Here is a 22,076-nt window from a genome sequence, read left to right on the forward strand (position 1 = left end):
AATGGCTAAGAAAACGGTTAAAAGAAAACAGTTGCCAAAGCGAAAACCCGTTGGGAAAAAAGCTTCTAGAGCGAAAAATAAGAAGATATATTTACTTGTTCTTTCTTTGGCTTTATGTTTTTCAATTTTAGCCTTTTTTCTGATAAAGGATTATTTTCATGAAGCAGAAAGCTTCGAGTCAAACAAATACTTTGTAAAGGGGATAGACGTTTCTCATCACAATCCCATACTGAATTGGCAAAGCTTATTGGATACAGATATAACTTTTGCATACATAAAATCAACAGAGGATACCTCACATATAGATAGGAATTATATCTACAATTATTCATTGGCAAAAGAGACTAATATAAAAGTTGGAGCATACCATTTCTATCGATTTGCCATGTCTGGAAAGGAGCAAGCTAACCATTTTTTGAAAAATACGAAATTAGAATCAGGTGATTTAATCCCAGCCATAGATGTGGAGCATTCAGCGTTGAATGTATACAATAAAGACAAAGATTATATGAAAACGGTTGTTGATGAATTAAAGATTCTAGAAAACGAATTATATGAGTATTTAGGAATACATCCAGTTATTTATACTAATAAAGATTGTTACAAACTCTATATAAAGGGCAATTTCCCTGAAAATATAATTTGGATGTGTGACCTGCATAATGAGCCTTCGGATGAAATAGCTAATTGGCGCATATGGCAGTTTTCGCATAAAGGAGAGTTACCCGGAGTTGATGGGCATATTGATCTGAACTATTATCGCTATTCTTTCAACGAATTTAAAGAACTGCAACTCCCTTAACTAACTGTTGAAAATGAAAAATAAGATTTTATTCATATTCGTCATTCTGTTCGCCTTTTCTTCTTGTTTTGAGGAAGATAATTTCGAAAATTCTAAGAAGGGAAATTTTGAAGCTCTATGGAAAATAATAGATGAGCATTATTGTTTCTTCGGATATAAAGGTATCGATTGGGATGATGTATATGATCGATATAGTGTTCGTATTCATGAAGACATGGATAATAAAGCATTGTTCTCGGTGTTGGGAGAGATGCTTGCAGAACTTAAAGATGGGCATGTTAATATGACAGCTTCTCATGATGTTGCCCGTTATTGGAATTGGTTTGAAGATTATCCTGACAATTTTGATGAAAAAATCCAACGAAATTATATTGGAACAGATTATGGCATTGCCTCAGGATTGAAATATAAAATACTAGAGGATAATATCGGATACATTTATTATGGAAGTTTTTCGAGTGGAATAGGAGAGGGAAATATAAGCGAAGTCCTGTATAAGATGGGTATTTGTGATGGGATTATAATTGATGTAAGAGATAATGGTGGTGGTTTGTTGAGTAATAGTGAAAAGCTTGCATCCCATTTCTTTGACCAAAAGACCCTGGTAGGGTATATAATGCATAAGACAGGCAAGGGGCATAATGATTTTTCAGAGCCGTATGCTAAATATATTGAACCTTCCGAAGGTATAAAGTATCATAAGAAGGTTATTATACTGACCAATAGAAGTAGCTATAGTGCCACCAATGATTTTGTGAATGCAATGCGCTATAGAGACAATACTATTGTCATAGGAGATAAAACCGGAGGAGGTGGAGGGATGCCTTTCTCTTCAGAATTGCCAAATGGATGGTCTATCAGATTTTCAGCTTCGCCAATGTTGAATGCTGAGAAACAACAAATAGAATTTGGTATTGATCCCGATATTAAAATAGACATGTCAGGCGATGATATGGAAAAGGGGGTTGATAGTATAATTGAGAAAGCTATTGAGGTAATTAAGGCTAATCGATAGTCCAATTGTTCAAAATATGTTCTTTCTTGATTTATTCTTCGAATGATGTGTTATTAAACATATCACTTATGGTTTACAAAAAGGAATAATCTTATTTAATCAGCTTCGTTTTTCGTAAATTTGGTATAGCAAAATTCTATCTATACTTAAAAGTAACGCTATGCCAAAAGTGACGAAAGCAGCTGCATTGAAATACCATGCATCTGGAAAACCCGGAAAGATTGAGGTAGTACCTACAAAGCCTCATAGTACTCAAACAGACTTATCTTTAGCTTATTCTCCAGGAGTAGCAGAACCTTGTCTGGAAATCGAGAAAAACCCACAAACAGCCTATGAATATACAGTAAAGGGAAACCTTGTTGCTGTGATTTCGAATGGGACAGCAGTTTTAGGTCTTGGAGATATAGGTGCATTAGCAGGCAAGCCGGTAATGGAAGGTAAAGGACTTCTTTTCAAAATATTTAGCGGAATAGATGTTTTTGATATAGAGATAAATGAACAAGACCCTGAAAAATTTATTCAGATTGTAAAAGCTATTTCTCCAACATTTGGAGGGATAAATTTGGAAGATATAAAAGCTCCTGAGTGTTTTGAGATAGAGCGAAGGCTTAAAGAGGAATTGGATATTCCTGTTATGCATGACGATCAGCATGGAACAGCTATCATTTCAGGAGCAGCCTTAATTAATGCTTTGGATATAGCTAATAAAGATATTAAAGATATTAAATTAGTTGTCAATGGAGCTGGAGCTTCGGCAATAGCATGTACAAAATTGTATATAAAACTAGGTGTTAGTAAGGAAAATATTGTGATGTGTGATAGCAAAGGGGTTCTGACTACTAAGCGAACCGATTTGAACGAGGCTAAAAAAGAATTTGCTATCAATACAGACCTTACTACATTGGATCAGGTAATTGAAGGAGCAGATGTCTTCTTAGGTCTTTCTAAAGCAGATGTTTTGACCAAAGAGATGGTTCGTAAAATGAATGTTAACCCAATTGTCTTTGCTTTGGCAAACCCTAATCCAGAGATTTCGTACGAAGATGCAAAAGTATCCAGAGGTGACATAATTTTTGCTACGGGGCGTTCCGATTATCCTAATCAGGTAAATAATGTACTTGGTTTCCCTTATATATTCAGGGGGGCATTAGACGTTCAGGCTACAGTTATTAATGAGGAGATGAAATTAGCTGCAACAAAAGCTATTGCCGGATTAGCAAGAGAAATAGTACCGGATGTCATTAATACAGCCTACGATATTAATAAAATGACTTATGGTCCAGAATACATAATTCCTAAACCTTTAGACCCAAGATTGCTTACTACAGTGTCGTTAGCAGTGGCAAAGGCTGCGATCGAAACAGGTGTTGCCCGTAAAATAATTTCCGATTGGGAGCTTTATGCAAATAGTTTGGATGAAATGATGGGGTATAGCAATAAACTGATTTATCGTCTGAACAATGTCATTAAAAACGAAAAGAAGCTCAAGAGGGTTGTTTATTGTGAGGGCAATCACGTAAATATGATCAAGGCTGCAATTATTTCACACAAAGAAGGAATCTGTCATCCAATTTTGTTGGGAAGTAAGGAAAGAATAAAAAATATAGCTAAAGACAATGGTATAGATCTTAATGGTGTAGAAATTATAGATTATAGGAATATATCTGAAGACGAGCGTCGTATTAAGTATGCGAAGATTTTGAGCGAGAAAAAGTCCAGAGAGGGAATTTGCTATCAGGAGGCATTTGAAAAAATGAGCGATCGTAACTATTATGGAATGATGATGGTTGAAACTGGAGATGCTGATGCTGTAATAACGGGGATTTATAGCCACTACCGCGATTTTGCGCGCATAGCTTTAGAAGTGATAGGTCTTCGACCTGCATATAAACACTTTGCAGCAATGCATATTATTCAGACTAAAAAAGGACCTTTCTTCTTGGCAGATACACTCATTAATCGTTGGCCTAATGAAGAAGTTCTGATTGAAGTAGTTAAATTGACTCATGATGCAGTAACGTATTTTGCTACAGAACCGGTTATGGCTATGCTTTCATTTTCAAATTATGGAGCGGATGATAATGGAGGTCCAAAATATGTGGCTGATACTGTAAAATACTTTCATGAGAATTATCCGGAATTTATAATTGATGGTGAGATCCAGCTTAACTTTGCGATGAATAAAGATTTACGAGATAGAACTTTTCCTTTCAACTCGCTAAAAGGACGAGATGTAAATACGCTTATTTTCCCCAATCTGAGTTCTGCTAATATCTCTAGTAAGTTATTGATGGAGTTAGGTATGGTAGGGGAGAGTATTGGCCCTATACAGATGGGATTGCGTAAGCCTGTTCATTTTACAGATATAGAAAGCTCAGTCAGAGATATTGTTAATTTGACCACAGTTGCTGTTGTAGATGCAATTGCAAACAGACAAGATTGATATATAAGTAGCTCTCTCTATTGTGTTTCTTTTACGCTCGATTGGATAGTTTTTTTGAAAAAAAATATATATTTGCAAAAAATATAAAAGTATTCTAAATTATTAGACAAACAAGGGGAGACAATGAATAGTTACAGGTTATTACAATTAATATCCTTATTTTTCTTATTATCAAATTTTACCAATGCGCAGGTTACAATTGGTTCAGGAGAGCCTCCTGTAGAAGGAGCCTTGTTACAACTAAAAGAAGATGGAAATAAAGGAGTAAATTCTACTAGAGGTTTAATGTAGCCTCGTTTACAGTTGACAGATCATAATCTAGATACAATATCGATAAATTCCGATGATACTTCGGATATGTATGTAGGGTTACTGTCTGGAATATGAAAGGGGTAAAAGATATTTGTAAAGGAGTAAATGTTTGGAATGGGGTTAGATGGGAGTCTATACCGCAGCGAAAGAACTTGAGTCATTATGATCCATTAACAGGGATTCTGACAGATCATGAGGGCAATTCATATTCTACAGCAGTATTTGGAAGAGCAGGCAGATGGATGACTGTTAATTTACGAACAAAAACATCTCCAGGATCATGTGAGAATATTTATTATCCAGGAGAATTAACATCTGATGATTTTTCTAATAGAATGGATATTAGGGTAGCTCATTATCCTAATGGTTCCATAACAAATGTAGCAGCTGTTCAGCCTACAACATGGGCGGAAGAGCAAGGTCTGTTATACAGCTGGGCATTAGCTACTAATGGAAAAGGAGGAAGTGATGGGCAAGGTAATGTTGATAATATCGAGGGAGATGGTGTTAATGTGGACGAATACTATGAACAAAAAATCCAACGTCAAGGAATATGTCCTGATGGCTGGCATTTACCAAGCTTAGCAGAATGGCAAGAACTATTCGCTGTTCTTAAAGAAGATGCCGAAAGTAATTCAGACAATTTTGCTAATTATTCGTCACGTCCTTATACCGTGGGAGCCCGTGGGGGAGCTACCACCGCAAAATCTAATATACCTTTAAGGGCAGCTCAAATTCCAAATGGTGCAAGTAATTCAGCTAAAGAAGGAGGATTTGATGTGTTGATGACAGGTGCTAAAACTGGGAACTCTATGATATATGGCAATGAAGCTAGTTTTTGGACAGCAAGTGCTTCTCTTGGAGTGGGAACTTTAACCAATAAAGCAGCCTATGCAACTACTTTTAGACCAGCAAATACAACAGATATGGTAATAGGATCAGCAATGAGGACCTTTTTGTATTCAGTTCGTTGTAAACAAAATTAATAGATTAATATATTGATAAAATAAGCCATAATTTAATTGTGGCTTATTTTATATATGAAAAAAATTGTTCTATTAGATTAGACCTCTGGACTTGAATTCTAGGTATTTGTTGATAGAGTCAATTGTAAGGCTTTCAGGTTTAGATAATATAGTATGAATTCCGTATCTATTCAATTCTTTTACTATAAGATATTTATCATTGGATAGCTTTTCTGCCATTCCCTTTCTAAATGTCTCTTCTATATTCGTTGGAGTACTTTCTAAAACGTCATTAAATTCTGAATTCAAAAAGAATGCAACAAGTACAAGATGGTCTTTTGCCATATGACTCAGGTATTTGAGTTGCCTGCGCATCCCATTCACTGTTTCGAAGTTTGTGTAGAGAATAATCAAACTTCTTTGTGTCAATTTTCGACGAACAGTAGCATATAATCTTTCGTAATCAGATTCCTTAAAGTCTGTCTTTTGAGCATAAAGAGTTTCTAATATCTTGTTACGTTGGCGGCGCTGTCTGTCAGCGGGTAATAACTCATCTATATTTTTAGAGAAAGTGATAAGCCCGGCTTTATCTCCCTTATTCAAAGCTGTAGAGCTAACCATCAAGGTTGAATTAATAGCATAGTCGAGCAGTGTCATGCCATTAAACGGCATTTTCATAGTACGTCCTTTGTCAATTAAGCAATATACTGGTTGTGACTTTTCTTCCTGGTATGAATTAACCATCAATTGATTCATACGAGAAGTTGCTTTATAGTTGATCGTGCGAGGATCATCGCCTATAGTGTAATGTTTGATATGATCAAACTCTGTAGCATGTCCAATCCGTCTAATACGTTTTATTCCATAATCTGTCAATCGGTGTGAAGCAGCTAGAAGTTCGTACTTGTGCATCTCTATAAAGGAAGGATACACTGCTACATTTTTATGATTGTCGAATATATAACGTCTGCTTATAAAACTGAATATGCCCGAAGCATATATGTTGACAGCTCCAAATTGATAGACTCCTCGTTGAGTAGGGCGCAAGTCGTAATAAAAGACTTCCGAAAGGTCAATTCCTAATGTCGTTGTAAAGTATAAATCTCTTTTTTGAAATTGAAAAGGAACTTCTTCTACGATCTTTATTCTTATAGGAAAAGGATATCTGTTTGTGACAGTGATAGAAATAGTATTTAAATCACCATTGGACAATCTATCGGGTGTGTTTCTATGAGCTACTATCCCTTTTCGTTGTCTATAAACAGATATGATATCAAGTATAAGAAAGACAAGAAGAACCCCTAACATTATTTGCATCAAGTAATAATATTCGTCGAAAATGAAGCAAATAAAGAGTCCCAACACACATATGGCTAGTGTGATGAAGAAACGGTTAGTCAAATATAAACTTTTGAAAAAACCGATTATCGGGGAACCTCCGCTTTGTCTATTAGTTGGCATATAATTGTATCAGTGGATGTTCCATCCATTTCTTTTTCTGGTGTTAATAATACTCTGTGTCGCAATACCGGTACTGCCATTTCTTTTATGTCGTCAGGAGTAATGAAATCTCTTCCTCTGATTGCAGCCAAAGCTTTTGAAGCATTTAATATAGCCAGTGAAGCACGAGGTGAGGCTCCTAATGTGATCCAAGGACTTTGGCGAGTCGCAGATACTATCTGAGCTATATATTCGAGTAGTTGTCTTTCAACAAGAACTTTCTCTACAGCCGAACGAAGTTCTTTCAATTTAGCCGCTGTTAGTACAGGATTAATTCCAACATCTATAGATAATTCGCCTTTGTTTTGTTTCTCAAGAATTGTTATTTCTTCTACTATATTGGGATAGTCAACAGTAATCTTAAATAAGAAACGGTCTAACTGAGCTTCTGGCAATCTGTATGTTCCCTCTTGTTCGATAGGGTTTTGTGTTGCCATAACTAAGAATGGGTAGTCCATCTTGTAGGTTGTTCCATCGTTTGTTACCTGACGTTCTTCCATAACTTCAAATAAGGCAGCTTGTGTTTTTGCTGGAGAACGATTAATCTCGTCAATGAGTACAATATTGGAAAATATAGGTCCTTTCTTAAATTCAAATTTACTTGATCCGGGAAGAAATATACTTGTACCCAGCACGTCCGAAGGCATAAGGTCGGGGGTAAACTGTATACGACTAAAGCCTACATCGATAGTCTTTGCCAGCAACTTCGCCGATAATGTTTTTGCAACACCGGGTACACCTTCTACTAAAACATGTCCATTCGCTAATATAGCGACAATCATTTGCTCTATGAGTTGATGCTGTCCAACTACAACCTTACCGATTTCATTTTTTATATCTTGAACACTTTGGCTCAATTCAGAGAAATCTATTCTCGATTGGAATTCTAATTCTGACATATTTTAAATCTTTTATTTGTTTTTAGCTTTCTTGTAGAAGTCTTCCAACAGGCTGTTGTATTTAAGGAAGAGTTCGTTTGATACATAGGGTAATATAGTAATGTCTTTATGCAGACTGAATAGCTCACTTAGCTCTTCTTTGTCCATGCCCGATTTTGCACTTAATCTGGATATGAAGTCAGAATCGGTATTTTCGGTAGACATATAATAATTCTTTCTTATGAAATCGAGGAAGTAAGCATGTCTTTTCTGAGCAATGGTTGTAAAGTCTTTTTTGCGATAGTATAGATTGCTGATTGTACCAAGAAATTCTAAAGAGGAGTTTACTGGAGGTGTAATAACCGGAATTATTCGTTGGGTACGCTTCGCTCTGAAGATCATAAAAAGAAGCAATCCGGCTAAAACAATGTACAAAGCTGTCCGCAGAGGAGGATTAGCAAACAATACTCTGAAGTAAGAATTTCTTCCTTGCATACCCTGCTTCTGAAATTCATCCCAGATAATTTTACTATTCTCAGGGAGATATGATAGACATCTGAAGGCGAAATCATACTCTGTTGTTTTCAGCATATTTATATTTGTAAAAGCAGTAGGGACTGTATGTAAATATATGTGTCCTCTACCATACTGGATATCAATAAATACAGTATCATTGTGATTATTTACACCTAATGTTCGCACAGGGTATGGGCAACTATCTGTATTAAGAGCCAAGGTATTGCTTAAGGTTCCGATACGGTATTCTCTGGATGGATAGTCAGGAAGACTGAATACAGTATCTGACCTGTAGTAATCATAAGATCTGTGTATTCCTAATGTATCCAGCAGTTTATTATTGAAAATTTCAGCGGAAATAAAAGCATTGTTTCCTAATCCAACAAAGTCGAGAAGGTATTCCAAATCCAGATCGTCGATATCAAATCGCATATTTACAAACAAATAAGATGTTGTATCAGTGATGCTGTCTAAATCAAAATACCAGCTAGTCGGATTCGTCTCGCTTTCGATAGAGTCTTCTTCATTTTCTGCTATATCTAAAGAATCTATTTCAATAGCAGTTGCAGTATTTGTTAGGGTAAGACTATCGGATATTAAAATCTCTTCTGTATAGAGGTATTCATCATCTGCTGCGTCATATACATTGCTATAGTAAGAAGGATTATTCTCTTCATCATAATAGATATACTTTCCATTAATCTTTTTCAGATTATTATAAATTGGGACACGTGTAGTTTGTATATTCTTCTTTTCAAAGATATCAGTAAGAAGATCATAAGCTATATAAGTTCCATATGGTGCGGTTTTGGTATTCATGAATGAAGGAGTCCAGTCGACAGGCTGAGGACCTTTCGACTTTGCAAATGATAATCCAATCAGTAGAAGGATAATCACCGTGACCAATATTGTCATTTTTCTATCTTTCATTGTTTAGCATTTTGCTAAGATCATTCATGTGTATTTGTATTTCCTCAAAACTATTCTCGCTTACAGGAAATTCACCATACCATATATAGTCGAAAATTAAAGTTGTTTCCAAAAATTTAGACCGTAGAGAACTATTAGATATTTCATATTGGTAACTATAGTTTGTTTTATTAGCCTTCCAGTCTATTATCTCTTTATCTGATAATTGTTTTAAGTTTTTTAGGTAAAGAAAACGTACTGCGAGACGGTAATCTTTATTCTTTAGTGCATTAGCGATAAGGGATTCAAAGTTCATCTGATGAACGTTCTCTGTGTAGATATCTATCTCCGGAGTATCAATTTCTTTTTTACCTAAGATTTTTCTGTAATCTACACCTGCAATTCGAAGAATAATAAGACAAATTAGAAGCACAATCACTATGATAACAATAACACCAGGAATTCCCGTTTGAGAAACTGATCCGAGTAATTCACTCAGAAAGTTGAAGAACCAGAACTTAATTTTATCCCATAACGAAAGACCTCTTTCAGGTTCATTATATCTGAAGCGGCTATCGTTCTTGTATTCTCGTATTTTATTTTTCTCAGGTACTCTAAAATCTACCGAAGATTGTTTGTCTTTTTGAAGAGTATTGCTGCTAATAACTGCTGCTGTTGAATCTACGGCAACAGCTTGTTGAGCATAAGAAGATATGCATAAAAAGGTTAGAAGTATTAAAATAACACTTCTAACCCTACAATAGCTTTTTATTTTAGTTATTAGCAACAATCTTAGAATTGATTATTTGTTTCATCTGTATCAACACCAATACTCTCTATCTCAGTTATCATATCTATTCTTTCCAGTTTGTTTCTATGACTGTAATACATCACACCTAATGCCATATATAAGATAGGAGAAAGTAATAAACCACCAACAGAACTTATAAATGTAGCTATATATGCAAATATGTCACTAGAAAGGAAATCTATCTGAAGCGCATAGCCTAATGTAATAAGATACGTAGGAATGGTAAATACTATACTCCCGATACCTATTAATATAACGAATACAAGTCCATATACAAAAGTGATCCACCAATTATTAGAAACAAGTTCGTAACTCCTATAAAAACTGTCAATAACACCTCTATCCTCGTTGATATAAACATATGCATAAAAACCTAAATAAACATAAACGATGATTCCCGGAATGATACATAGAAGAATCCCAATAGTAGATAGAAATCCGAATATGATAGCACCTCCAATCATAGGCAAAAATGCATTTGCTACTTTAGACCATACCTCTGCATTTTTTACAGTTCCATCAGTAGATTTTGCATATAAAGACATATATGCAATAGTATATAAGAATATGATATAAGTGATAAGCGTTGATAGTATGTACACTAACACGAAACCTATAGAAAATATTGAAGAATAGAATCCCATCACATCAGATGTATCCATGCCAGCAGTTAAGCTACTTGTAGTGGGCGTAAAGAAAGCTAATATAAGCAATGCCGGAATTAATATTGCTATGCCTTTTAAGAGCTTAGTATAGTTTAGTTTGATGAAGTTTAGGGTCATATCGAAATTTTCGCTGAAATCACGATTCCCAAATAATTTAATTTTTTGCGATGGTTCCATTTTTTCTTTTGTTTACTAAATAAGGATAATATATAAAATACCATATAATGAATAATGCGGATAATCCGATTATTATTAATTTAAAATATAAAGGAGACTCTGTCAGTCTGGTTAGGTAGCTTTCGATAAAAGCTGCAACAATAAATACGGGAACTAGACCTACAATGACTTTTAACGCAGCTTTTGTAGCTTTCAGTAAAGCTGTAGACCGTTTATAACTACCCGGAAATAAGAGGCTGTTGCCTAATATGAGCCCGGCACCTCCGGCTATTACAATTGCAGAAATCTCTAATGTGCCATGCATCCATATAGTGACAGCAGATGTTGCCAATAGCCCTTTTGTGTAAAAGAAATACTGGAAAACCCCAAGCATTACTCCATTGGCAAAAAGGATATAGACTGTTCCTACAGAGAAGAAAATGCCTGCGATAAAAGCAAAAAAAGCGACTTTTATATTGTTGGTAGCAATACCGAAAAACATGAACTCTTTATGGGGATCTTTGTAAACGGCCATAGGATCTCCACTCTCTATATTCTCCAAAGTCATATTCACGTAATAAGGGTCTAAAACCAAATTTGCAAAATCAGATTCCTGTTGTAACGAAAATATACCGAGTAAAATGCTTGCGAGAAAGAATAGGAGTGCACATAGCATATCTCTTCTATACTCATACATGATGCCGGGGAGTTCTTCTTTCCAAAAGCGCCAGAATCGCCCTTTGTCTCTTTTTCGGTATTTGTAAATATTTATAAAATATCGCCCAGTAAGTTGATTGAGGTATCTTACTGTCTGAGAACGAGGATAGAAAGTGCGAGCATATGACAAGTCATCGGTAAGCTCAATGAAGTTGTCCGCTAAAGTTTCAGCAGGGATATTGTTGCCTTGTGTTTGGCTGTCAATTTGTTGCCATTTATCTCTGTTCTGTTTAACGAAAGCAGCTTCTCGCATTCTGTAGTAGTTTGTATAAAAATGATTCGTACAAATATAACCCTTTGGTTAAAAAGAAGAAAAATAAATGCTAATAATCGTTGAAAAAAATTAAATTTGTCTATTCTATATTAGTTGAGATATGATAATTGAAGTACAAACGACACAAAATGTAACAATAGATTATGATACGGCCGGATTAGGTAAGCGTATATTAGCCCATATTCTGGATCTAATCTTCATGATTTTATGGTTTATCGGGTGGATATGGATATTTTCTATTATAGGATATTTTACTTTTGATACATTTCTTGATGGAGAACTAACTACAATATTAATCTTTGTCATTTTCTTTTTTCCTTTCCTTTTCTACGACTTTTTGTTTGAGCTATTCAATAATGGACAAAGCCCCGGCAAAATGATAATGAAAATAAGGGTAATAAATATAGATGGAACGACTCCCTCTGTAGGATCATATTTGATCAGATGGCTCTTTCGTTTAGTTGATTTTACGTTGACGAGTCATTTTCTTGGAGTCATCATGGTAGCAGTAACGAAGAAGTCGCAACGTCTAGGAGACTTGCTTGCAGGCACTACAGTTATAGATTTAAACCTTAATGCAAGAGATAAAAGACTGTCTATTACAGAACTTGATTTCAGAGACGATTATAAAGTCGTTTATACAGATGTTCTTGATCGTTTGTCTGATAAGGATATTCAGACAATTCTTACCATAATAGATGATAATAATGTGGAAAGTGGGAATTACTTTAATGAGCGTTTGGCAGATCGGATAAAATCGATTACAGGCTATTCCTACGACGGTTCAGATATTTTATTCTTAAGAAAAATAGTACATGATTATAATTATCTGTCGGTACAAGAATTGAAGTAATTATAGCATTTAACAATAAAGTAAAAGAGGTAATCTGAATGATTACCTCTTTTTATTGATAAATAATGTATTGTTCCTTACGCTTTAGGTTTAGTTTTTGCCGATTTCTTTGTGGCTGTAGCTGATGGCTTCTCTTTCGTCTTTGTATTTGTCGAAGCTGGTTTAGCTTTTGTTTTAGGGGCAGCCTTTGTTTCTGGTACAGTTTTAGGAACAGCCTCCAATTCTTCTATTTTATCTGTCAGGCGGTCAATTTCATCAGCCTGATTGTGTATAGTAGTAAGAAGAGAATTAAGTTCTTCTGTTTCAATAGAGCTAGGAAATTCGGAGTAAACCCTTTCTTTGAAATCGCTAAGGACATTCATATATGTATTAAAGGCCTCGTATGGAGAAGGGAATGGACTGAAAGGTAGTGCATTCTTAGTCCCCATATAATAGAAATGGTCACTGGCTTGCAGATAGACCCAGTCTTGCAGAAGTCGTCTTGCCTGGCTTAAACGTACTCTTTCTGATATCTCATATAGTTTATTGAAGGCTTCTTGCTGCAATGTATTGCCCAACCAAGGAGACAAGTCTCTTTCTTCACCTATCCAAGAGATAGGATGCATTGAAGAAATAGTATCTACAGGTTTAAGTTTATCTAAAATTTCAGATGGTGTTGCAAAACTGATGTTTTTCTCAAAAGCAAATCGAGGTAAAGCCTTCATGAAATCGAAGATACCCGAACTTTTCTTTTGAAAATTACCCAAAGTTTCATAGTTCATGAATAAATTTATTACTTGCTCTTCTTTAGGCGTTGAGGCTATCCAGTTTATGAATTTCTCAGCTGTAAGAGGATATTCACTCCAGTCGTAGTTTGAGAATTGAGACGAAATGTCATTGCTGAACTTCGGATTACGCATAAGGAGTTTTAGTCTTGGTTCGGCAGCGGCTTGATATACATAGTTAGGACTCTTCCAACCCAATGTACGTTTTGCTCCGGGAGCTAACATGCCTTTAAATCCCATCTCGTAAACAAGCTGTGCAATATCGTCTGAAAATATTAATTCAGTATTTCTGAATACTTTGGGTTTTAAGCCGAACAGGCTTTCTATTTTGTTGCTGTGATGAGTTACTTGTTGTTTGAACTCTTCTGGATCTATCAAAGATGCTAATGAATGGCCTTGTGTCTCAGACAAGAATTCTACGCATCCGGTGTCTGCCAACTCTTTAAAGCCATCAATTACTTCAGGAGCATAGATTTCCATTTGGTCTAAGGCAATACCTGATATAGAGAAAGCTGCTTTAAATTTACCATTGGATTCTTTTATCATATCCAGTAAAAGCCTATTAGCCGGGATAAAAGACACTTCTGCAACTTGCTGAATGAAATCCTCATTTGCAAAGTCGTCATAATAGTAATGATCACTACCAATGTTGAAAAATCTGTATCTTTTTAAACGATTGGGTTGATGTATTTGGAAATAGAAACAAATATTTTTCATAACTATAATAGGTTGTATTGTTTTAGTAATTCGTCGTATATATTTCTTACTTTTTGGCCGGCATATTCCCATTTGATATTATCTACTTCTTCTTTCCCTTCTCGGCTCAAAAACTCTGCCATCGCATCGTAGCTACATATTGAATAAATGGCATCGGCCATGCCTTCTACATCCCAATAATCTATTTTTACTGCTTTATTTAGAATCTCGGCACAGCCTGATTGTTTTGAAATTATTGTAGGAATAGAGCATTGCATAGCTTCGAGAGGGGATATGCCAAAAGGTTCGGAGACAGATGGCATAACATATACATCACTCCTTTTGAACATCTCGTATACTTGTTTCCCTTTTAAGAATCCTGTAAAATGGAAACGATCTGATATTCCTTTTTCAGATGCCATGTAAATCATTTTTTCCATCATATCTCCACTACCAGCCATAACGAATCTTACGTTTTTAGTTTTTTCCAAAACTTTAGCCGCAGCCTCGACAAAATATTCAGGTCCTTTTTGCATTGTAATACGTCCGAGGAATGTAACAATTTTATCCTTAGTGCCTCTCTCAGGATTAATAGCAAGTATCTCCGGGCTCAAAGGCTCTACGGCGTTATGTACAGTTGATACTTTAGACGGATTCTGATGGTATTTTTCGATGACTGTTTTTCTAGTTAAATCACTTACACAAATGATGTGATCGGCCAGATCCATCCCATTTTTCTCTATCTGATAAACTTGAGGGTTTACATTGCCCCGGCTTCTGTCAAAGTCAGTAGCATGTACATGTATGACCAAAGGTTTGTTTAGTATATTTTTAGCATGTATACCTGCAGGGTATGTCAGCCAGTCATGAGAGTGTATTACATCATAGTTGTGCGTTCTGGCAATCACTCCGGCAACAATCGAGTAATTATTTATTTCTTCGAGCAGATTGTCAGGGTAACGTCCTGAAAATTCGATACAGCCTAAATCATTTGTATATAAATAATTGAAATCAGCATAGATATGATCTCTCATGTTGTAATACTCTTGAGGATCCATGTACATCGATAAGCGTTGACTTACATAATCCCAGTTGTGATCTTTCCATACTACAGGAGTATTGCATGCGCCAATTATTCTAGCAAAGCTTTGATCTTCGTCACCCCAAGGTTTGGGAATGACAAATGTGATATCCATATCGGGTTGCATAGCCATTCCTTTTGTAAGGCCATAACTAGCAGTACCTAGCCCTCCTAGTATATGAGGAGGAAATTCCCATCCAAACATTAATGCCTTCATAAGCTATTGTTTTTGAGCATTAATAAATATATAGTTGTACTCATGTTGTAAGTTTTTTCTCTTTAATAATCATCTGATATACTTTGCTGCATATTGTAAGCCATAATAACTCCGGCTACATTTGGTGCATAAGATATAGGTCCATGTCCAGTATAAGGCATATTACCATCGTAAGTAGCAGACAATGATCCTATGCAGTCGTTAGACATTTCTTCTTCAACTCCTATCAGTAGATGATCTAAGAAGGAATATCCACTTCTTTGGAAGATTTTGAGATAAGCCTCAAAGTAATGACTGAGCAACCATGGGCAAGCAGCACCATTATAAACACTGTAAAGTTTGTCTGTCGCCGATCCTTCATGTCTAGGTCTGAAACCGATGCTTTTAGGACTAAGGGTGCGTATACCTTTGGGCGTTAATAGCTCCTTCGTTACCATATCTATGATAGACTTACTTTTTCGTTTATCCAAAATAGGGTAGTCTAAAGATATAGCTAATAGCATATTAGGTCTCACATTCCAGTCTACATAGTTTCCTTCTACATAGTCGTACAAATAGCCGCCATCGTTAAGGAATGTTTCAAGGAAATTCGCTTTGGTTATTTCTGCTAAAGAGGCCATTTCCTTTTCTAGCTTTTCATTTCCAGTGTTTTTTGCAACCTCTTGATTGAACATTAAACAGTTGTACCAAAAAGCATTGATTTCAACAAGACATCCGGTCCGTGGAGGTTTTACCGATTCTGGCATATTATCATAATGCATCCAACTAGGAAACCCCGTTTTACTATCTACACTTAACAGTCCATTGGCTAGTGGAGTTAAGTTCGGGTGTTTGCCTTCATGGATAAATGTTACTATCCGGCTGACTAGATCTGCATATTTAATATAGAATTTTTCATGCTCTACATCTGCAAACTTCTTTAAAGCTCTGAGGAGCCATAGAAGAACATCAGCATTATCTATATCTTTTAAGAAACCAGAAAGTTCTTCTCCTCTCAAGAAGGCTTCTATAGTAGGAACAGCTGTATCGACAACTTGTTCAAAAGCTTCACGTTTGTCAATTCCTAGAGTAAGTCCGGGAAGTGATCTGAATTGCTCTCTGGCTGTCACTCTACCCCAAGGGTATCCATTTAATAGGTATAATTCGTCTTTGGATGGACGGAAATAGAATTGATGAGCTGAGTTTTTTAAGCAATTATAGAAAGAAGACCGAGGAGTTCTCTCTTTTATTTTTTCTTCAAATAGAGTCAATAGTTCACTTGTAGGAGTAGGAACATCGCTTGCAGTGAATACAATTGATTCTCCCTTTTTTATAGGTAATTCAAAATATCCAGGAACATATAAGTCTTCCTTGTATGGCAGTCCTTCTTCTTTGTCCCTTAAGTATTCAATGCCCTTGTACCAATTAGGGGTGAATATGAAATCTGCATGTTTGTTGAACTGCATGAATAGTTCAGGATATCCACTGTACATACACATACTGATGCCATTTTCTACTTCCTTATAACCATGATCGGCTACCGAATTTTCGTTGGTTAGTTGGTTGATTTCTCGAAAAGCTAAATATGGTTTAAAGCGCATTGTCGTTGGAGAATGAGCATCAAGAAGGGTGTATCGTATATAGATTGTATTATCTTTCAAGGAGAAAAGTTTTTCTTTAGAGAGGACAACTCCTCCAACTCTGTATATTGTTTTGGGTAGCGAGTCACAACTAAATTCTCGGATATATTTATGTCCCATCGGACTGAAGTTATTCTCGTCATACTTGTGAATTCCTAAGTTAAATTCGGCTCCATGTTGTATGACTGTTTCATCCAGGGAAGATAGAAGAACATGATTCGAATTATCAAGCTTAGGGACAGGCATGACTAATAGTCCATGCTGCTTCCTTGTGTTACATTCAACAATAGTGGTGCAGTGATAAGCTCCACGACGATTGGTTCTCAATATTTCCCTGTTTAGAGAATATTCGAGGTTAACCATACGGCTTTTGTCAAACTTAAGGTATGTGTTTGTTTTATTATAATCCATAGCTGATCATACTTATACTGTTAGTTCAAAGGTGTATAGAACAAAAGCTGTGTTTAGGCAGTGTTCTCGTTTCTAAAGATAGTAAAAATGTTAAATAATACAAGTGAAAATTTATAATGTTATGAAACATAAAGCAGGGTAATGGATTATTAATTTTATCTATAGTTTGTTATTTAGAATTGTTTTAGATAATATTTGTATTTACTTTTGCTATTTGGAAGTTATTTAGAATTGTTTTAAAGAATTTTTATCTTGGTTATAGTCTCCTAACTATTCTTAATTAAGTCTTTTTATTGGCTAGTATTTTTATATATTTGTATGCCCAAAAAAGTAAATGCTTGAAAATTTATTTCTTTAAGGCTAAAATATAAAACAAATAAGAATGGAAACGCTTTTATATATTACATGGGATGTTGATCCTCAGGCTTTTTATTTGCTAGGTCGTGAAATTCGATGGTATGGTATTTTATGGGCTTTAGGCGTCTTAGGAACAGCTTTTGTTGTTCAAAGGATGTATAAGTTTGAGAAGTTACCTGAAGAGTGGTTCGACTCATTGTTTATGAATGTCCTGGTTTGTTTGCTAATAGGGGCGAGATTAGGGCATTGTTTGTTTTATGAGCCGATGGAATATTTGGCAGACCCTGTAAGTCTTATCCAAGTATGGAAAGGAGGATTAGCAAGCCATGGAGGAGCAATTGGTATGGTGATAGGAGTATGCCTCTATTCTCTGAAAATAACAAAGACAAAATTGAACTGGAGAAATATTCTTATTGGGGCTTTGTCTGGTTTTATATTAGCCGGAGGCGTTAAGTATATCATTTCGCCGGATACGCTTGATGCCACATTAGGTATCGCATTTTTAGGCCTATTTGTTGGAGTAGCTATTGCAATGTTGCTTTCTATCTATCCAACAGCTATTCAGACATTAGATCGTCTTGTGGTAGGAGTTGCCCTTGGAGCTACTTCTATTCGTTTGGGGAATCTGATGAATCATGAAATATATGGAGGGCCTTTGGATAAACCATGGGCTTTCAGATTTATTCTAAATATAGAAGAATGGAAGCAAGGAGGGGAACCTATTTATTCGCTTCCTAGCCACCCGACTCAAATATATGAAGCATTGACTTATTTCTGTATATTCTTGATCGGTATGTTTTTATATTACAAAACAAATGCCAGATTTAAAACCGGTCTTATATTGGGGATATCATTGATAGGTATTTTCTTGTCTCGTTTTCTTGTCGAATTTATCAAGAATGTTCAGGTAGATTATGAATCGGAAATGATTCTGAATATGGGACAATTGTTGAGTCTTCCTTTTGTAATATGGGGATTTTATTTAGTTTGGAGCGCTTTGAAAAACAATAATAAAGAGGAAATAACAAACAAAACAAAATAATTTAAGGTAACATGTTAAAGCCGATTAAAATAAAAGAAGATTTATACTATATTGGTGTAAACGATCGTACGAGACATCTTTTCGAAAATTTATGGCCTTTGCCAAAAGGGGTGTCGTACAATTCTTATCTTCTGGTAGATGAAAAAACAGTTTTATTCGATACTGTTGATATATGCTATTCTGACATTTATTTTCAAAAATTAGAAATAGCCCTTGATGGAAGATCACTCGATTACTTGGTGATTAATCATATGGAACCAGATCATTCAGGTTCACTTGGTCTATTGAGAAGTAAATACCCTAATGTTCAGATTGTAGGTAATAAGCGTACAGCTGATATGGTAAAGGGATATTTTAATATAACAGAAGGAGTACGAATCATTGAAGATGGTGAAGAGTTAACTTTAGGAAAGCATAAATTAGTTTTCTATCTGACGCCTATGGTGCATTGGCCTGAAACAATGATGACATACGATGTTACTGATAAGACGATCTTTTCAGGTGATGCTTTTGGTACATTTGGTACATTGGATGGCGGTATTACAGATACACAACTGCATCCGGAGCGATATTACGATGAAATGATTCGTTACTACTCAAATATTGTAGGAAAATTTGGTTCTCCTGTTCAGAAAGCGTTAGAGAAATTAAGCACTTTAGAAATAGCAACAATCTGTTCAACTCATGGTCCGGTATGGACTCAGGAAGACCAAATAAAAAAGGTTGTGTCTATTTACAACAAGCTTAGTAGATATGAAGGAGACGAAGGTGTAGTAATTGCTTATGGAAGTATGTATGGAAATACAGAACAAATGGCAGAGGCTATAGCTTATGAGTTAGCAGAACAAGGAATTAAAGAAATTATACTTCATAATGTATCTAAGCGTTCTCATTCATATATTATCCGTGATATATTTAAATATAAAGGTTTGATAGTTGGTTCTCCTACATATAATAATAAACTGTATCCAGAAGTTGAATACTTATTGTCTAAAGTAGAAGGACGAGAAATGAAGAATCGTTACTTTGGATATTTTGGCTCTTTCACTTGGGCTGGTGCAGCAGTTAAGCGTTTAGCTCAATTTGCAGAAGATACTAAATTTGAAGTTATAGGAGCTCCTGTTGAAATGAAGCAAGCAATGTTTAACGAAACCTATGAAGCTTGTGTTGCACTAGGAAAAGCAATGGCTGAACGATTGAAACAAGATAGATAAGCTCTCTTGTGCTATAAAATATAAAAAGCGAGTTCACAGTATAGGGAACTCGCTTTTGTTTTATTCTTTTGTACTGAATTCTTCTTTTATTTTATTGTAGTCCTTTTCACCAACATATCTATCTTTTACAGTGAATTTTGGGGAGAATAAACTTTTGGAGTCATCATAATCGTTATAGTATAAGCCAGCCAGATCAGATATAGAATATACTAGGTCTGAAGTAGAATAGGGGCGACCTGTGTCAAAAATTAAGTCTTGTCTGCTGCTCTTGTATGATGGAGACATCCATAAGATAAAAGGAACTTCACACATGGTCGGTGATACTTTTTCATAGGCATGTCCGGCAAATTCTCTGTAATCATACATTTCCTCTCCATGATCAGAAAAATAGATCATTGCGGTATGCTCGTCTTCTAATTTCTTTAATTCTTGTATAAAACTCTTGATTACAAAATCATTGAATAGTACAGAATTATCATATTTGTCTATAGTTCGTTTTGCCTTTTCGTTTCTAAAAGGTAAAGAATCTACGAGATTATCTTTTTTATGATTAAAGGAAATATACTCTTTTGGATATCTGAATTCATAAGCCATATGATTGCCTATGAGATGTATAATGATAAGGCGATTTTTGTTTTGGCTTTCTTTTAAGACTTTCTCCAACACTGGAATACATATGTCATCATTTTGCTTGAATACAGATAAGTTGTATTTTTTCTTAGCCAGTGTCAATAGAATATCATAACTTGAGTTATACTCTTCACTGAATGCCTGATTGGATATAAGGAAGGTTTCATATCCAGCCCTATTGAATAGTTCGTATAACGAAGGTTTTTCAACAAAGAATTCGGGATTATTCAATTCATTCATCGAAAGAACTGAACGCATAACAGGTATCGTATGAACATGAGGCGAAACAACATCATTGTAAACAATTATACTATCTCCCAATTGAGATAGGAGAGGATTTGTTTTTCGTTGGTAACCATACAGCGACATATGATGCTTGTTGAGCGATTCTCCGATAACTACAACTATTGTCTTAGGAATAGAATCTTGATTTATCGTTTCTATTTTGTACTCTTTCTCTTGTCGCTCGTTTATGGTTTTTATTTCGTATGCAGTTCTTATTTTGTAATTAATGAATGTCTTGTAAAAGTTGATAAAATAGACGGATCTAGATAATTCGTTAAAGCCGATTATAGCTATTATTACTATTATATTGGTGATGAAAATCGCTTTGTATTTCTTTATCTCTAAGGGTCTAAACGATTTCATTGTAGATATCATAACTATAGGTATTGCCGCATATATAAGTACGCCTACAATGACCCATATACTTAAATAATATGCTACAAACTCTTTACTTTCGTCGGGGTTTGTTTCAAACAAGCTTGTTACGCTATTTTGTTCAAGAAGTACATGTGCAAACAAAAGATAGGCTAGAAATATAGCCCCCGGTATAATGGATATTGTTAACAGAACAGAATAGATGATTTTCTCAGCTCTGGACGATATAAATAGGGATAATAATAAGATTGCAGTGAATAGTAGTCCGCAGACAACAAAAATTCCGACCTTATCCAAGAAGGTTAAGTTTTGAGCTATAGGACTTAGTATTGGAAGAAGTAAAAGGATATAGAATAGGAAAAAACACTGTAGCTTTTTCTGTTTTAATGTTTTAAGAAGTTCATTCATCTACAAGAGATTTTTCATATAGTTTAAATGCTAGAATTCTATCATGAAATAGAAGACTAGGTATGTGCAAATATAGTATTTTATTCTTACTTTTATAGGACAATAAATGATTGGTATATAGTTAGAGATACTTATTCATAACTTGCCAGGGTAAGAAAGTT

The 22,076-nt window shown here is 35.2% G+C and carries 18 protein-coding genes; 8 read left to right on the plus strand and 10 right to left on the minus strand.

Annotated elements, in window-relative coordinates; genetic code table 11:
* Nucleotide 1 precedes the first annotated feature (1 nt).
* From DHU68_RS05080 to DHU68_RS05095, 5 genes are all read left to right on the plus strand, one after another.
* Nucleotides 2-802: a glycoside hydrolase family 25 protein gene (locus DHU68_RS05080; protein ID WP_108821899.1), complete on the plus strand. Its 801-nt coding sequence runs from the start codon at nt 2-4 to the stop codon at nt 800-802.
* A 13-nt stretch (nt 803-815) separates the two neighbouring features.
* Nucleotides 816-1,817 (plus strand): S41 family peptidase, encoded by a 1,002-nt coding sequence (locus DHU68_RS05085; RefSeq protein WP_108821900.1) that lies wholly within the window; start codon nt 816-818, stop codon nt 1,815-1,817.
* A 160-nt stretch (nt 1,818-1,977) separates the two neighbouring features.
* On the plus strand, nt 1,978-4,260 hold the full coding sequence (locus DHU68_RS05090; protein WP_108821901.1) for an NADP-dependent malic enzyme: 2,283 nt from the start codon (nt 1,978-1,980) through the stop codon (nt 4,258-4,260).
* Between the two features lie 123 nt (nt 4,261-4,383).
* Nucleotides 4,384-4,551 carry a hypothetical protein gene (locus DHU68_RS14155; protein WP_160111077.1) on the plus strand — a complete coding sequence of 56 codons (168 nt, stop codon included), beginning with the start codon at nt 4,384-4,386 and terminating at the stop codon, nt 4,549-4,551.
* A gap of 92 nt (nt 4,552-4,643) precedes the next feature.
* Nucleotides 4,644-5,558, plus strand: coding sequence for an FISUMP domain-containing protein (locus DHU68_RS05095; protein ID WP_108821902.1), 915 nt, complete (start codon nt 4,644-4,646; stop codon nt 5,556-5,558).
* A gap of 72 nt (nt 5,559-5,630) precedes the next feature.
* Here the strand turns inward: DHU68_RS05095 and DHU68_RS05100 are convergent, their stop codons facing one another.
* The 6 genes from DHU68_RS05100 to DHU68_RS05125 are packed head-to-tail and all read right to left on the minus strand — an operon-like array spanning nt 5,631 to nt 11,942.
* Nucleotides 5,631-6,998: a DUF58 domain-containing protein gene (locus DHU68_RS05100; RefSeq protein ID WP_108821903.1), complete on the minus strand. Its 1,368-nt coding sequence runs from the start codon at nt 6,996-6,998 to the stop codon at nt 5,631-5,633.
* On the minus strand, nt 6,962-7,936 hold the full coding sequence (locus DHU68_RS05105) for a MoxR family ATPase (protein ID WP_108821904.1): 975 nt from the start codon (nt 7,934-7,936) through the stop codon (nt 6,962-6,964). Before DHU68_RS05105 ends, DHU68_RS05100 begins: the two co-directional genes overlap by 37 nt.
* Before the next feature lie 12 nt (nt 7,937-7,948).
* Nucleotides 7,949-9,361 (minus strand): DUF4350 domain-containing protein, encoded by a 1,413-nt coding sequence (locus DHU68_RS05110; protein WP_108821905.1) that lies wholly within the window; start codon nt 9,359-9,361, stop codon nt 7,949-7,951.
* Nucleotides 9,351-10,130, minus strand: a complete 780-nt coding sequence (locus DHU68_RS05115; protein ID WP_108821906.1) for a hypothetical protein — start codon at nt 10,128-10,130, stop codon at nt 9,351-9,353. The genes DHU68_RS05110 and DHU68_RS05115 overlap by 11 nt, the downstream gene beginning before the upstream one ends.
* Before the next feature lie 2 nt (nt 10,131-10,132).
* Nucleotides 10,133-10,993: a hypothetical protein gene (locus tag DHU68_RS05120; protein WP_108821907.1), complete on the minus strand. Its 861-nt coding sequence runs from the start codon at nt 10,991-10,993 to the stop codon at nt 10,133-10,135.
* On the minus strand, nt 10,971-11,942 hold the full coding sequence (locus DHU68_RS05125) for a stage II sporulation protein M (protein WP_108821908.1): 972 nt from the start codon (nt 11,940-11,942) through the stop codon (nt 10,971-10,973). The genes DHU68_RS05120 and DHU68_RS05125 overlap by 23 nt, the downstream gene beginning before the upstream one ends.
* Before the next feature lie 121 nt (nt 11,943-12,063).
* Here DHU68_RS05125 and DHU68_RS05130 point away from each other — a divergent pair, with 121 nt between their 5' ends.
* Entirely contained in the window at nt 12,064-12,816 is a 753-nt protein-coding gene (locus tag DHU68_RS05130; RefSeq protein WP_108821909.1) for an RDD family protein, read from the plus strand.
* Between the two features lie 77 nt (nt 12,817-12,893).
* On the opposite strand, the gene DHU68_RS05135 is transcribed toward DHU68_RS05130, so the two are convergent.
* The 3 genes from DHU68_RS05135 to DHU68_RS05145 form a co-directional block, all read right to left on the minus strand.
* Nucleotides 12,894-14,297 (minus strand): glycoside hydrolase family 57 protein, encoded by a 1,404-nt coding sequence (locus DHU68_RS05135; protein WP_108821910.1) that lies wholly within the window; start codon nt 14,295-14,297, stop codon nt 12,894-12,896.
* 2 nt (nt 14,298-14,299) lie between these two features.
* Nucleotides 14,300-15,574, minus strand: a complete 1,275-nt coding sequence (locus DHU68_RS05140; RefSeq protein WP_108821911.1) for a glycosyltransferase — start codon at nt 15,572-15,574, stop codon at nt 14,300-14,302.
* A 62-nt stretch (nt 15,575-15,636) separates the two neighbouring features.
* Complete coding sequence (locus DHU68_RS05145; protein WP_108821912.1) at nt 15,637-17,604, minus strand: glycogen debranching enzyme N-terminal domain-containing protein; 1,968 nt, start codon at nt 17,602-17,604, stop codon at nt 15,637-15,639.
* Between the two features lie 382 nt (nt 17,605-17,986).
* Between DHU68_RS05145 and DHU68_RS05150 the strand changes: the two genes are divergently transcribed.
* The gene (locus DHU68_RS05150; RefSeq protein WP_108821913.1) at nt 17,987-19,003 is read left to right on the plus strand and encodes a prolipoprotein diacylglyceryl transferase; all 1,017 of its coding nucleotides are present in this window, start codon (nt 17,987-17,989) and stop codon (nt 19,001-19,003) included.
* Between the two features lie 11 nt (nt 19,004-19,014).
* Complete coding sequence (locus DHU68_RS05155; protein WP_108821914.1) at nt 19,015-20,217, plus strand: FprA family A-type flavoprotein; 1,203 nt, start codon at nt 19,015-19,017, stop codon at nt 20,215-20,217.
* A gap of 60 nt (nt 20,218-20,277) precedes the next feature.
* Here the strand turns inward: DHU68_RS05155 and DHU68_RS05160 are convergent, their stop codons facing one another.
* Nucleotides 20,278-21,915 carry a sulfatase-like hydrolase/transferase gene (locus DHU68_RS05160; protein WP_108821915.1) on the minus strand — a complete coding sequence of 546 codons (1,638 nt, stop codon included), beginning with the start codon at nt 21,913-21,915 and terminating at the stop codon, nt 20,278-20,280.
* Nucleotides 21,916-22,076: the final 161 nt, after the last annotated feature.

Source organism: Dysgonomonas sp. Marseille-P4361 (assembly GCF_900343125.1).
Lineage (GTDB): Bacteria > Bacteroidota > Bacteroidia > Bacteroidales > Dysgonomonadaceae > Dysgonomonas.